The sequence below is a fragment of the Chryseobacterium sp. MMO-72 genome, from assembly GCF_037146035.1.
Lineage (GTDB): Bacteria > Bacteroidota > Bacteroidia > Flavobacteriales > Weeksellaceae > Chryseobacterium > Chryseobacterium indicum.
This window is the reverse complement of the sequence record NZ_JBBCWG010000015.1, coordinates 25619-38123: the sequence shown is the minus strand read 5'-3', so window position 1 is coordinate 38123 and position 12505 is coordinate 25619. Positions and strand designations below refer to the sequence as shown.

Annotated in this window: 15 protein-coding genes; all 15 read left to right on the top strand. The window is 34.9% G+C overall.

Annotation, left to right across the window (positions count from 1 at the left end; all coding sequences use genetic code 11):
* The first annotated feature begins 29 nt into the window (after positions 1 to 29).
* The 15 genes from paaC (at position 30) to paaZ (ending at position 12455) form a co-directional block, all read left to right on the top strand.
* Complete coding sequence (paaC, locus tag WFH39_RS17670; RefSeq protein WP_336690842.1) at positions 30 to 818, top strand: 1,2-phenylacetyl-CoA epoxidase subunit PaaC; 789 nt, start codon at positions 30 to 32, stop codon at positions 816 to 818.
* A 200-nt stretch (positions 819 to 1018) separates the two neighbouring features.
* Positions 1019 to 1456: a 1,2-phenylacetyl-CoA epoxidase subunit PaaD gene (gene paaD / locus WFH39_RS17665; RefSeq protein WP_442891766.1), complete on the top strand. Its 438-nt coding sequence runs from the start codon at positions 1019 to 1021 to the stop codon at positions 1454 to 1456.
* A 131-nt stretch (positions 1457 to 1587) separates the two neighbouring features.
* A complete protein-coding gene (locus tag WFH39_RS17660; protein WP_336690840.1) occupies positions 1588 to 2388 on the top strand; it encodes an enoyl-CoA hydratase/isomerase family protein in 801 nt (266 codons plus the stop codon).
* Positions 2389 to 2423: 35 nt separating this feature from the next.
* Positions 2424 to 2777, top strand: coding sequence for a four helix bundle protein (locus WFH39_RS17655; RefSeq protein ID WP_336690839.1), 354 nt, complete (start codon positions 2424 to 2426; stop codon positions 2775 to 2777).
* Positions 2778 to 2817: 40 nt separating this feature from the next.
* The gene (locus tag WFH39_RS17650) at positions 2818 to 3948 is read left to right on the top strand and encodes a 3-hydroxyacyl-CoA dehydrogenase NAD-binding domain-containing protein (protein WP_336690838.1); all 1131 of its coding nucleotides are present in this window, start codon (positions 2818 to 2820) and stop codon (positions 3946 to 3948) included.
* A gap of 1 nt (position 3949) precedes the next feature.
* Entirely contained in the window at positions 3950 to 4414 is a 465-nt protein-coding gene (locus WFH39_RS17645) for a hypothetical protein (RefSeq protein ID WP_336690837.1), read from the top strand.
* A gap of 11 nt (positions 4415 to 4425) precedes the next feature.
* The gene (locus WFH39_RS17640; protein ID WP_235132936.1) at positions 4426 to 4653 is read left to right on the top strand and encodes a hypothetical protein; all 228 of its coding nucleotides are present in this window, start codon (positions 4426 to 4428) and stop codon (positions 4651 to 4653) included.
* Positions 4654 to 4665: 12 nt separating this feature from the next.
* The gene (locus WFH39_RS17635) at positions 4666 to 4974 is read left to right on the top strand and encodes a hypothetical protein (RefSeq protein WP_336690836.1); all 309 of its coding nucleotides are present in this window, start codon (positions 4666 to 4668) and stop codon (positions 4972 to 4974) included.
* Between the two features lie 260 nt (positions 4975 to 5234).
* Positions 5235 to 5648 (top strand): PaaI family thioesterase, encoded by a 414-nt coding sequence (locus WFH39_RS17630; protein WP_309845040.1) that lies wholly within the window; start codon positions 5235 to 5237, stop codon positions 5646 to 5648.
* A 98-nt stretch (positions 5649 to 5746) separates the two neighbouring features.
* Complete coding sequence (gene pcaF, locus WFH39_RS17625) at positions 5747 to 6952, top strand: 3-oxoadipyl-CoA thiolase (RefSeq protein WP_235132932.1); 1206 nt, start codon at positions 5747 to 5749, stop codon at positions 6950 to 6952.
* A 211-nt stretch (positions 6953 to 7163) separates the two neighbouring features.
* A complete protein-coding gene (locus WFH39_RS17620; RefSeq protein ID WP_336690835.1) occupies positions 7164 to 7757 on the top strand; it encodes an acyltransferase in 594 nt (197 codons plus the stop codon).
* 81 nt (positions 7758 to 7838) lie between these two features.
* Positions 7839 to 8417: a transposase gene (locus tag WFH39_RS17615; protein WP_336690834.1), complete on the top strand. Its 579-nt coding sequence runs from the start codon at positions 7839 to 7841 to the stop codon at positions 8415 to 8417.
* 74 nt (positions 8418 to 8491) lie between these two features.
* Complete coding sequence (locus tag WFH39_RS17610) at positions 8492 to 9319, top strand: alpha/beta hydrolase (RefSeq protein WP_336690833.1); 828 nt, start codon at positions 8492 to 8494, stop codon at positions 9317 to 9319.
* A gap of 30 nt (positions 9320 to 9349) precedes the next feature.
* Positions 9350 to 9904 carry a hypothetical protein gene (locus tag WFH39_RS17605; protein ID WP_336690832.1) on the top strand — a complete coding sequence of 185 codons (555 nt, stop codon included), beginning with the start codon at positions 9350 to 9352 and terminating at the stop codon, positions 9902 to 9904.
* 55 nt (positions 9905 to 9959) lie between these two features.
* The gene (gene paaZ / locus WFH39_RS17600) at positions 9960 to 12455 is read left to right on the top strand and encodes a phenylacetic acid degradation bifunctional protein PaaZ (protein ID WP_336690831.1); all 2496 of its coding nucleotides are present in this window, start codon (positions 9960 to 9962) and stop codon (positions 12453 to 12455) included.
* Positions 12456 to 12505 lie beyond the last annotated feature (50 nt).

Sequence of the window (12505 nt, the reverse complement as noted above, 5' to 3'; positions counted from 1 at the left end):
ACAGCAATTGGCTGTTAGCTGCTTGCAATTTGCCGAAAGCTAGACGCCAAAAGCCAAAAGCTAAAACAATGAACCCATTATATAATTATTTATTAAAATTGGCAGACGACAGTTTCATTATGGGACAACGTTTGTCTGCGTGGTGCGGTGAAGGTCCTTATCTGGAGGAAGATATTGCATTAACGAATATTGCGCTGGATGAACTTGGTCAGGCGAACAATTTTTATGTGTACGCTTCAAGACTTTTAGACGACGGAAAATCTGAAGATGATATTGCTTTTTTAAGATACGAACACGAATATGTGAATGCACACTGGACAGAACTTCCGAACGAAGATTATGCACAGACCATTTTGAAAGTGTATGTCTTTGCTGTCTATCAGAAACTGATGTACGAAGCATTGTCCAATTCAGCCAATGAAGAATTGGCGGCGATTGCTCAAAAATCATTAAAAGAGGTAAAATACCATTACACACACGCTGCTTCTTGGATGAAAATTTTTGCTCAGGGAACAGAAGAAAGTAAAAGCCGTCTGGAAAAAGCCATTGAAAATATTTGGGAATACACCAAAGGTTTATTTGCAAAAACAGAAGGAGAAGATGATTTGGTCGCTTTAAATATTGCTCCGAATACCGATGCTCTTTATGAAGAATTTATAACAATCACTCAAAAAGATTTTGCAGATTTCCACTTAGAATATCCTACAAATCCTTTCATGCAGCCAAAATCCAGAACAGGATATCACACAGAATATTTTGGATATATCCTTTGTGAATTGCAGTATATGCAGAGAGCATATCCGGGTTGTACCTGGTAGAAACACAAACCTCACAGGTTTTTAAAACCTGTGAGGTTTAAAAATAACAAACGACCATAACAATTTTGCAGTTTACGGCTTTGCTAAGTAGAACGCCTTTGTGAACTTAAAAAAAATGGTAGTCAAAAAAATCTTAGCGCATTTTACGTAAAAAAATTAAGATAAAAAGAAGATTGAAAAATCCTTTAGAAATATTAGAAATGGTTCCCGATCCGGAAATTCCGGTGATTAATATCGTGGAATTGGGTATTGTAAGAGACGCAAAAATTACCAGCGAAAATTCCTGCGAAGTAACGATTACGCCGACTTATTCTGCCTGTCCCGCCATGTTCACCATTGAGGAAGACATCATCAAAATCATGAAGGAAAACGGATGGGAAGCAAAAGTGGTGACCAAAATGTTTCCGATCTGGACAACGGACTGGTTAACCGATGAAGCGAGAGAAAAACTTCGGGTATACGGAATCACTCCTCCCGAAAAAGGAGCCGACGAACATCACATCGGGAAACCGAAAAAATGTCCGCGTTGCGGTTCTATGAACTCAAAACAGATCAGCAGATTCGGGTCTACGCTATGCAAGGCTTCGTATCAGTGTTTAGATTGTCTGGAACCATTTGACTATTTTAAATGTCACTAAATGAGTGTAACAATCTGAAAATGTGGTAATATAACAATTTTGAATGCTTTAAATATTGTTATACCTATAAACTGATATGTTGGTGCATTTTTATTGTTAAATTAGTGCATTAATCATAAAAAATTAAAACTATGTATACACAACTCGATATTGAGTCGCATTTCGACGGAAAATTAAAAATTGCTTATCTCAATCAGCCGGATACCATGAACGCGCTTACAAAGCCGTCTTTATCAGATCTGAAAGATTTCGTAAAAGAATGCAGTGAAGATCCTGCTGTAAGATGTGTTGCCATTTCGGGAAGAGGCAGAGCATTTTGTTCCGGTCAGAATCTTGATGATGCATTTGTTCAAGGCAATGAACATCATGACAACGATATCATCAGAAAAATTGTAACAGATTATTACAATCCGTTAGTGATGGAAATTACCCACTGTAAAAAACCGGTTGTTGCATTGGTAAATGGTCCTGCAGTTGGAGCTGGAGCGATGTTGGCGTTGATCTGCGATTTTGTTCTGGCAAATGAAAAAGCTTACTTTGCTCAGGCATTTTCCAATATCGGATTGATTCCTGATACGGGGGGAACTTACTTTTTACCAAAATTATTGGGAAGACAATTGGCTAATTATTTAGCATTTACCGGAAAAAAATTATCTACGGAAGAATCTAAATCATACGGTTTAGTTGCTGAAGTGTTCAGTGAAGAAGAATTCGGTTCAAAATCAATGGAAATTTTGGAAAGAGTATCCAATATGCCTACAGTTGGTTTAAAATTAACCAAAAAAGCATTTGCACATTCTTATGACAATACGCTGAAGCAGCAGTTGGAATTAGAAGGAGATCTTCAACAGAAAGCTGCAGAAACAGAAGATTTTAAAGAAGGAGTAAGTGCCTTTTTACAGAAAAGAAAACCTGAATATAAAGGGAAATAATTAATTTGAAAATGAGTTAATTTGAGAATTTGAAAATGAGAAATGATAAAGAGAATATTATTGTAAATAAGACTTTTGATTTTGCTTTAGACATTATTGAATTTTCAGAAGGTTTGTACGAATCTAAAAGATTTCCATTAGCAAATCAGATTTTCAACTCTGGAACTTCGATTGGAGCTAATGTTAGAGAAGCTCAAAATGCAGAAAGCAAAGCAGATTTTATCCATAAATTGAAAATTGCCGCTAAAGAAGCTGATGAAACAGAATATTGGCTTTTATTGTGTTTAAAGTCTCCACATTTGCAATCGCCCAATGAAAAATTAATTTCAGATTTAAAAGAAATTTTATTAATTCTATCTAAAATTATTTCAAGTTCAAAGCTTAAATAATTTTCAAATTAACTCATTTCCAAATTTTCAAATTAAAAATATGAATGTAGGAATTATCGGTGCCGGAACCATGGGAATCGGCATTGCACAGGTAGCCGCAACGAATGGATGCAAAGTCTGGATTTATGACGCTAATGCAAAACAAGTAGAAACGGCAACCGTAGGTTTGGAAAAAACATTGACTAAACTGGTCGACAAACAGAAAATTTCGGCGGAGAAAATGACTGAAATTTTAGCCAATATTTCCATTGCCACCGAATTAAAAGACTTCAAAGATTGTGAACTGATCATTGAAGCCATCATCGAAAATAAAGAAATAAAAACCAAAGTTTTCACAGAATTAGAGAAATACGTTTCAGAAAGCTGTGTTATTGGTTCCAATACATCTTCCATTTCCATCACTTCTCTTGGTGCGGAATTACAGAAACCGGAGCGTTTCATCGGAATTCACTTCTTCAATCCGGCTCCGCTGATGCCTTTAGTGGAGGTTATTCCATCCTTGTTAACCGAAAAATCTTTAGCAGAAAAAATCTACAGTCTGATGAAAGATTGGGGAAAAACTCCGGTTATTGCCAAAGATATTCCCGGATTTATCGTCAACAGAATTGCCCGTCCTTACTATGGTGAAGGGTTAAGAATCGTTGAGGAAAACATCGCAACGGTAGAACAGGTTGATGATGCCATGAAAACTTTAGGTAACTTTAAAATGGGACCTTTTGAATTAATGGATTTAATTGGAGTTGACGTAAATTTCTCGGTAACCAAAACCGTTTATAACGAATATTTCTACGATCCGAAATACAAACCGTCTCTTCTACAGCAAAGAATGTCGGAAGCGAAACTTCACGGCAGAAAAACAGGAAAAGGTTTTTACGATTATTCTGAAGGAGCTGTTAAAGCAGAACCTGTTAAAGATGATGCGCTTTATCAGCAAATATTCATGAGAATTATTTCCATGCTGATTAACGAAGCCGTAGAAGCAAAAAGATTAGGCGTGGCGAATGACGAAGATATCGAACTGGCAATGCAGAAAGGCGTAAATTATCCCAAAGGTTTATTGGCATGGGGAAAAGAAATAGGATATTCTAAAATCTCCGAAACTTTGCAGGATCTTTACGAAGAATATCAGGAAGAAAGATACAGACAAAGCCCTTTGCTGAGAAAATTATAAGATGAAGTTTTTTCCGGAAAAATCTGAAGAATTAAAATCTTCAAAAATAATTGAAGAAGTGTTATTAAATATCAAAAATAATACTGAGATCAGTTCTTTGACAATGAGAAGGTCTGATAAATATTTTAAGGGAAATATAGATAAGAATTATTTCAAAATCATTAGTTCAGAAAAGCCCTTAGGAATTTTCTGTGTTTTTGATGGAAGATTGGTTCGGAAAGAAAGTGAAACAATAATAAGGTTGGATGCAAAATTTCATAATACATTTAAAATATTGATTTGTATATGGAGTTTGCTTCCCTTTTTTCTGATTATTATAAATTTTTTAGAACTTGGAGTAAAGGCTTTTTCCCTATTTATACCACTTTTGATGACATTTGGATTTTTATATTTTATAATTAATTTTCTTTTTAAAAAATCTTATGAAAATGGGATTAAAGATTTGAACAGGATAATCAATCAATAAAATTGATTTTTATGAGTAGGTCAAAAAGAAAAACTCCGATTATTGGAATAACAACTGCTGAAACAGAAAAGGAAAATAAATTAGAAGCCAATAGAAAGCTTAGAAGATTGAATAGAATGAAAATTCATAAGGGAGATTTTGAATTTTTTCAGCTAAGAGAAATATCAGATGTCTGGTGTTTTGATAAAGATGGTAAACAATATTTAAAAAATCCTGACAGAAAGGATTTGATGAAATAAGTAATATTTAGGATGGATATAGAATCATTCAGAGCTGAACTTGAAACAAGGCTTATCATTGAAAAAGAATACATCATTCAGGAACTTTCTTCGATACATGATTATCAGGAAAAGCTTGAATTATTAGGTAAATTCAATGAAAAGTATAAAGAACTGATTAAAAGATTGGCAAATGAATCTGGAATTGATTTAAATGAACATTTTCAAACAGAAGATCCATCAAATTGCGAAAATCTTTCATACAATCAGATTATTCTTGGAAAAACCATGGCGGTTTACGACAAGCTAGCTGATGAATTATATGAAGAAATAACACATTAATCTGAAATTTAAACCATGTTTAAAAGAATTTTTACAAAAAAGAACTTTTTACGCTCATTCATGAATGCCGTTATTTTTGTAATTGGATTCTCTCTTATCAAATTTCTTTTTTATTATTTGGGATGGGACGATGAAAAAAGCATCAATATATATGGTTTTATAGTTTATTTCATTTTTATGTTTTTAGCTTTTTTCATTTTGGACGGCAGAGAATATACATGGAAAGATGTGATTAGATTTAAAAATTTAAATAAGAGTAAATGAATCCGAGACAGGTTGCAGAATATATGTTTGATCAGGATTATTTTTCCCAATGGATGAATATCAAACTGATTGAAGTCAAAGAAAATTATTGTTTAATTGAAATGCCTATTAAGAAAGAAATGATTAACGGGCTGAAAACGGTTCACGGAGGCGTTACATTTGCTTTTGCAGATTCTGCACTGGCTTTTTCGTCCAACAATTCCGGAGATGCAGCTGTTGCTTTAAACTGCATCATCAATTTTACCAAAGCCGGAAAAGAAGGGGATACTTTCAGAGCAGAAAGTATTTTGGTCAATGAAACCAGAAAAACTGCTGTTTACGATATTAAAATTACCAATCAAAATGAAGAATTGGTGGCAAAATTTGTCGGAACAGTGTATAAAATAGGAAAAAAAGTAACAGAATTATAAAATTTGAAAATTTGAGAATGAAGCAATTTGAAAATTATTTTTTAATGCTTTATTTCATTCTCAAATTTCCAAATTAACACATTTTCAAATTAAGTAAAATGAACAACGTATACATCATAGATTACATAAGAACTCCCATTTCAAAATTGAGCGGAGGGCTTTCAGAGGTAAGAGCCGACGATTTAGCTGCTATTGTTATTAAAGAAATTGTAGCAAGAAACCCTGAAGTTCCTGTTGAGGAAATTGAAGATGTTATTTTCGGATGTGCCAATCAGGCGGGAGAAGATAATAGAAACGTAGCCAGAATGGGACTTTTATTGGCAGGACTTCCTTATAAAATCGGAGGGGAAACGGTGAATAGATTGTGTGCTTCAGGAATGTCTGCGGTGGCAAATGCTTTCCGTTCAATTGCTGCAGGAGAAGGTGAAATTTATATCGCAGGTGGAGTAGAGCATATGACGCGTTCTCCTTATGTAATGTCAAAACCAAGTACAGCTTTCGGAAGAGACAGCCAGATGTTTGACACCACTTTCGGATGGAGATTCATCAACCCGAAAATGAAAGAAATGTACGGCGTTGACGGAATGGGCGAAACTGCTGAAAATTTAGCGGATATCCACAACATCAGTCGTGAAGATCAGGATAAATTCGCTCTTTGGTCTCAGCAGAAAGCCACCAAAGCTCAGGAAAGCGGAAGACTGGCAGAAGAAATTGTAAAAGTTGAAATTCCACAGAAGAAAGGTGAACCGAAAATTTTTGATACCGACGAATTTATCAAACCGACTTCTTCAATGGAAGGACTAGGAAAACTTCGTCCGGCTTTCAGAAAAGAAGGAACAGTAACGGCAGGAAACGCTTCAGGAATGAATGACGGAGCAGCAGCTTTAATTTTAGCAAGTGAAGAAGCTGTAAAAAAATATGGATTGAAGCCAAAAGCGAAAATCTTAGGATCTTCCGTTGCCGGAGTTGAGCCAAGAATTATGGGAATCGGACCTGTAGAAGCCACTCAAAAACTATTAAAAAGGCTGAATCTTTCATTAGACGATATGGATATCATTGAGCTAAATGAGGCATTTGCGGCTCAGGCTTTAGCTGTAACAAGAAGTTTGGGTTTAAAAGATGACGATTCAAGAGTAAATCCAAACGGAGGAGCCATCGCAATCGGTCATCCACTTGGAGTTTCGGGAGCCAGAATCGTTGGTTCTGCAGCTATGGAACTTCAAAAGCAGGATAAAAAATATGCATTGTGTACACTTTGTATCGGTGTCGGACAAGGGTATGCGATGGTGATTGAACGAGTTTAATTTGAAAATGTGCAAATTTGAGAATTTGAAAATGCTTAAAACCGTCATCAATTTTCAAGTTAGCTAATTTAAATTAACGTTTAGCCTTGGCTGAGTTAAACGCCTTTGCGAACGAAAAATATGCATGAAAATTTTCAAAAAACTTTGTGAACCTTGCGTTAAAAATAATTTTCAAATTAACTCATTCTCAAATTTTCAAATTAAATAAAAAATGAACGTTTACTCATATCACGGAATTCGCCCTATCATAAAACCTTCTGCGTATGTTCACCCGCAAGCGGTGATCATCGGAAATGTAGAAATCGGCGAAGAAGTTTATGTTGGGCCCAATGCGGTGATTCGTGGCGACTGGGGAAAAATTATAGTGAAAGACGGTGCCAATGTTCAGGAAAACTGTACCCTACACGTTTTTCCGGGAATTGAAACTATACTTGAAGAGTCTGCACATATCGGTCATGGAGCGATTATTCACTCCGGACATATTGGAAAAAATTGTCTGGTCGGAATGAATTCAGTCGTGATGGACAAAGCGGTCATCGGAGATGAATGTATCATCGGTGCTTTGGCTTTTGTTCCGGCAAATTTCAGATGTGATGCCAGAAAATTAATTGTCGGAAGTCCTGCAAAAATCATCCGCGATGTTTCCGATGAAATGATTAAATGGAAAACAGAAGGAACAAAACTGTATCAGGAATTGGCAAGAGAAGGAAAAGATGCTATTTTGCCTTGTGAACCCTTTACAGAATATGTTCAGCAGATCCCTACAAAAATGGTGGATTACAGTATTTGGGATGATGTGAAATAATTTTTCGTTCCTTACTAAACCTCATAGGTTTTCAAAACTATGAGGTTTGAAAATATAAAGCACACAAATGAAGAAAAATAAATGTCAAACACAGAAAATTTTGAATGTGAATATGTCTATCATATCTACACTCATGCAAATGGAAAAGATTTAATTTTCAGAGTAGAAGAAAATTACAGATATTTTTTAGATAAGCTTGCAAAGTATATTGTTCCGATAGCTGAAATATATGCATACTGTTTAATGCCGAATCACTTTCATTTATTAGTAAGATTTAAAAAGCTGGGTGATATTTTAAATGAAGATGAACATAAATACTTAATGAAGCAGTTTAGCAATCTGTTGAATGCTTACGCAAAAGCTTATAATAAAAGATATAACCGAAAAGGTTCTCTGTTTCTGGATTATCTGAAGGGAAAAAGAATAAACGATGAAAAATATTTTATGAAATTACTTCATTATATTCATAATAATCCTGTCAATCATGGATTTGTTAAAAATATTAGTAATTGGAAATATTCATCGTATCATTCTTATATTAATTTGACTAAAGAAAGTAAAATTGAAAGAGCTGAAATGATGCAATATTTTGAAACAGTAAATGATTTTATAGAATATCATAAATCAAATATAGAATATGATTTTCTATCAATTGAATAAATTATAGTAAAACTCAAACCTCATAGGTTTCTAAAACCTATGAGGTTTAAAAAGGTGATTAACAACAAAAAAGTATGATCAAAAAACTTCTCATTTTCTGCAGTATTCTGTTTGCTTTTCAGTCTCTGGTTTTCGCCCAGACTGAAAATGTAAAACCACTGACTATTGGAGAAATTAGAACAATAAAGTCTAAAATTTTAAATGAAGAAAGAACTTTGAACATCTATCTTCCACAAAAATTTGACAAAACAAAATCTTATCCAATCGTTTATCTTTTGGATGGGAGTATGAATGAAGATTTTATTCATGTGACAGGCTTGGTTCAGTTCTTTAATCAGATGTATTCCATGCCGGAAACAATCGTTGTGGGAATTGCAAATATTGATAGGAAAAGAGATTTCACTTTTCATACAGATTTGAAAGATTTACAGAAAGATTACCCTACAACGGGACATTCAGATAAGTTTATTAATTTTTTAGATAAAGAATTGAAGCCTTATATTGAAAGTCATTTTAAAACAACAGATAATTATCTTTTCGGACAATCGCTTGGCGGACTTTTAGCAACTGAAATTTTATTGAAAAAACCTGAACTGTTCAATAATTACTTTATCATCAGTCCGAGTTTATGGTGGGATGATGAAAGTCTTCTAAAACAGGCTCCTCAATTATTGTCTAAAATTAAGGATATTAAAAAATTTATTTACATTTCCGTTGGAAAAGAGGAACATCCTGTAATGGTAAAAGATGCAGAAGATTTATTTGATGTTTTAAAAAAATCTAACAAGAAAAACTGGACGATAGAATATAAAATGATGGAAACAGACAATCATGCAACAATCCTACATAGAAGTTTGTATGAAGGATTGGTGAAATTATTTCCTTATCAGGAACCGAAATAAATTAATGAATTAAAATAATCAAAAACACAAATGGAAGAAACAAGAAAAGAAAAAATTAAAGGAAATATTTACGTACTTGTCTTAATGGGATTATATCTTGGAGTTACTGGCTACATGGGATATTTAACAGGATCAAAGACAGGAACTAAAGATCTTTATAAAAAAGAATGTGAGACATTCAAAAAAACGACAGCAGATATTGAACAAACTTATGATCAGACAACAATTAGTAAGAGAGCTTTAAAAGTTGATATTAATACATTTCATTATACGTATGTAGTTAACAATCAGTATTACAACGCGGATAAAACTTCACTTACTGATAAGCCTGAAATGATGATTGATGTTTGGTACGACCCGAAAAATCCGTCTGCCAATGAAACCAAAGATCCTTGCAAAGAATATGACCAGGTTAAAAATGAAAAGGAAGGAAAATATTTATGGATATTTCAGATTATAGGGATTATAGCAGGTCTTCTAATTATAATGAATGTTTTTGCATTAATTAAAAATTTGATTATGCTTGGTGCTGAAACGGCAGCTAATAAATTTTCGAAGAAAAAAGAGTCTCAAAATAAAGAATAAATAAATCTAAAAATGTATCAATATTATATTGAATCATTGTTAAATTAAATACTATATGGAAAAATTAAAAAACTATATCTACGGCGAATGGGTCGAAGGAAACGGAAACGGAATTCCTTTGTACAATGCTGTAAACGGAGAGCAGGTTGCCATTTCCGACACGGAAGGTCTGAATTTTGAGCAGGCTTTGGATTACGGAAGAACGGTAGGTTATAAAAACCTTTCATCCATGACGTTCTACGATCGTGGAGAAATGCTTAAAAAAGTAGCACTTTATCTCCTTGAAAGAAAGAAAAAATATTACGAACTATCGTATAAAACAGGAGCAACTCACGTTGATTCCTGGGTAGATATTGAAGGAGGTTTTGGTACATTCTTCACGTATTCAGGATTGGCAAAAAGAATGCTTCCTAACACGCCGTTTTGGGTAGATGGAGATACACAGAAAATTTCAGCAAACGGAACCTTTTTGGGAACCCACATTTTAACACCGAGCGAAGGAGTTTCGGTACAAATTAATGCTTACAACTTTCCGGTTTGGGGAATGCTGGAAAAATTATCCACATCATTGTTAGCAGGTGTTCCTTCGATCGTAAAACCTTCGCCTTTCGGTTCTTATTTAACGAACGCTGTTTTTCAGGATATGATTGAAAGCAGAATTCTTCCTGAAGGAGCGGTTCAGTTGGTTTGTGGTGAACCGGGAAATATTCTGGATTATGTGCAGGATGGAGATTCTGTTTTGTTCACAGGCTCTGCCAATACAGGAAGAAAATTAAAATCTTTACCATCTGTTGCAGGAAATGCCGTTCGTTTCAATATGGAAGCAGATTCTCTGAACTGTTCAATTCTTGGATTGGATGCAAAACCGGGAACTCCGGAGTTTGATTTATTCATCAAAGAAGTACGTAACGAAATGACGACGAAAGCCGGACAAAAATGTACAGCAATCCGTAGAATTATTGTTCCCGAAAACTTAATTGGTGACGTTCAGAATGCTTTATCTAAAGCTTTAGATCAGACAAAAATCGGAAATCCGTTGAGTAGAGAAACCAGAATGGGATCTTTGGTTGGAAAACAACAGTATGATGAGGTTTTAAGAAAAGTTGATTTGCTTAAAGCTGAAACCGAGTTAATTTACGACGGAAAGCACGAATTGGTAGATGCCGATTACGAAAACGGAGCTTTCATGAGTCCGAAATTGTTCTTAAATGATAAACCATTTGAAAAAAATATCTCTCACGATGTCGAAGCTTTCGGTCCGGTTTCTACATTAATGCCTTACAAAGATGCGGAAGAAGCGGCGGCGTTGGCAAAAAGAGGAAAAGGAAGTTTGGTAGGTTCTATCGTTTCCCATGATAATAATTTCGTTGCCGAAACATCCTGGAAAATGGCTTCACAACACGGAAGAATTTTTGTACTGAACAGAGACAGTGCGAAAGAAAGTACAGGTCACGGTTCTCCGCTTCCGACTTTGATGCACGGCGGTCCCGGAAGAGCAGGAGGCGGTGAAGAAATGGGCGGACTGAACGGTCTTCATTTCTTCCTTCAGAAAACAGCAATTCAGGGTTCTCCGGATGTTTTAACCGCGATTACCAAAATTTATCAGCAAGGAGCCGAGAAAAAATATTCAGATAAACATCCTTTCCAGAAGTATTTTGAAGAAGTTGAGGTTGGAGATTCTTTGGAAACGGCAGGAAGAACGGTTACCGATGCAGATATCGTAAATTTTTCCAATGTTTCATGGGATCATTTCTACGCTCATACCGATGCAACAAGTTTAACCGGAACAATTTTCGATAAAACAGTTGCTCACGGATATTTCATCCTTTCAGCAGCGGCAGGACTGTTTGTTTCAGGGAAAAAAGGACCGGTTATCGCAAATTACGGACTGGAAAACTGTTCGTTCTTTAAACCTGTTTATGCGGGAGATACCATTACGGTGTATTTAACGGCGAAAGAAAAAATCAACAGAGGAGTAAAAGGAAGAAATATTCCTTCCGGAGTTGTAAAATGGTTAGTTGAGGTCGTAAATCAGAGAGATGAAATCGTTTGTGTGGCCACTATTTTAACATTGGTGGCAAAACAGTCTCCTTTTATCGATTTAAACTTAAAAAATATTCAGAAAATGCTGAATGGATTAACAGAATCTACTCAGCCAAGCTGGGGTAAAATGTCTCCTCAGCAAATGATTGAACATCTGGAGCACGGAGTTTTGGTAAGCCTTGGCGAACCGGAAGCTGATAAATGCTTCACTTCTGAAGAACAGTTGGAAAAATGGCAGGATTCTTTGTATAACCACAGAAAAATGCCGAAAGATTTCCCTGCGCCGTTTTTAGCGGATGATGAAAAACTATTGGAGTTAAGGCATAAAAATCTTGAAGCTGCTAAACAGTCTTTCATTGATAACTTAAAAAGATTTGTGATTTATTATAAAGAAAATCCACAGGCAGAACACATGAATTTCGTATTCGGAAAACTGAATAAGGAAATGTGGGAACTAATGCATAAGAAGCATTTTACGCATCATTTTGAACAGTTTGGATTAATTTAAATTCAGAAGATTATAAAAAGCAGCATTCTTTAATGAATTGCTGCTTTTTA

Coding starts and splice junctions, on each gene's coding strand:
- WFH39_RS17640 (WP_235132936.1), top strand. CDS start 4,426: ATGAGTAGGTCAAAAAGAAAAACTCCGATTATTGGAATAACAACTGCT.
- WFH39_RS17615 (WP_336690834.1), top strand. CDS start 7,839: ATGTCAAACACAGAAAATTTTGAATGTGAATATGTCTATCATATCTAC.
- WFH39_RS17645 (WP_336690837.1), top strand. CDS start 3,950: ATGAAGTTTTTTCCGGAAAAATCTGAAGAATTAAAATCTTCAAAAATA.
- WFH39_RS17610 (WP_336690833.1), top strand. CDS start 8,492: ATGATCAAAAAACTTCTCATTTTCTGCAGTATTCTGTTTGCTTTTCAG.
- WFH39_RS17660 (WP_336690840.1), top strand. CDS start 1,588: ATGTATACACAACTCGATATTGAGTCGCATTTCGACGGAAAATTAAAA.
- paaD (WP_442891766.1), top strand. CDS start 1,019: ATGGTTCCCGATCCGGAAATTCCGGTGATTAATATCGTGGAATTGGGT.
- WFH39_RS17630 (WP_309845040.1), top strand. CDS start 5,235: ATGAATCCGAGACAGGTTGCAGAATATATGTTTGATCAGGATTATTTT.
- WFH39_RS17605 (WP_336690832.1), top strand. CDS start 9,350: ATGGAAGAAACAAGAAAAGAAAAAATTAAAGGAAATATTTACGTACTT.
- paaZ (WP_336690831.1), top strand. CDS start 9,960: ATGGAAAAATTAAAAAACTATATCTACGGCGAATGGGTCGAAGGAAAC.
- WFH39_RS17650 (WP_336690838.1), top strand. CDS start 2,818: ATGAATGTAGGAATTATCGGTGCCGGAACCATGGGAATCGGCATTGCA.
- WFH39_RS17655 (WP_336690839.1), top strand. CDS start 2,424: ATGAGAAATGATAAAGAGAATATTATTGTAAATAAGACTTTTGATTTT.
- WFH39_RS17620 (WP_336690835.1), top strand. CDS start 7,164: ATGAACGTTTACTCATATCACGGAATTCGCCCTATCATAAAACCTTCT.
- WFH39_RS17635 (WP_336690836.1), top strand. CDS start 4,666: ATGGATATAGAATCATTCAGAGCTGAACTTGAAACAAGGCTTATCATT.
- pcaF (WP_235132932.1), top strand. CDS start 5,747: ATGAACAACGTATACATCATAGATTACATAAGAACTCCCATTTCAAAA.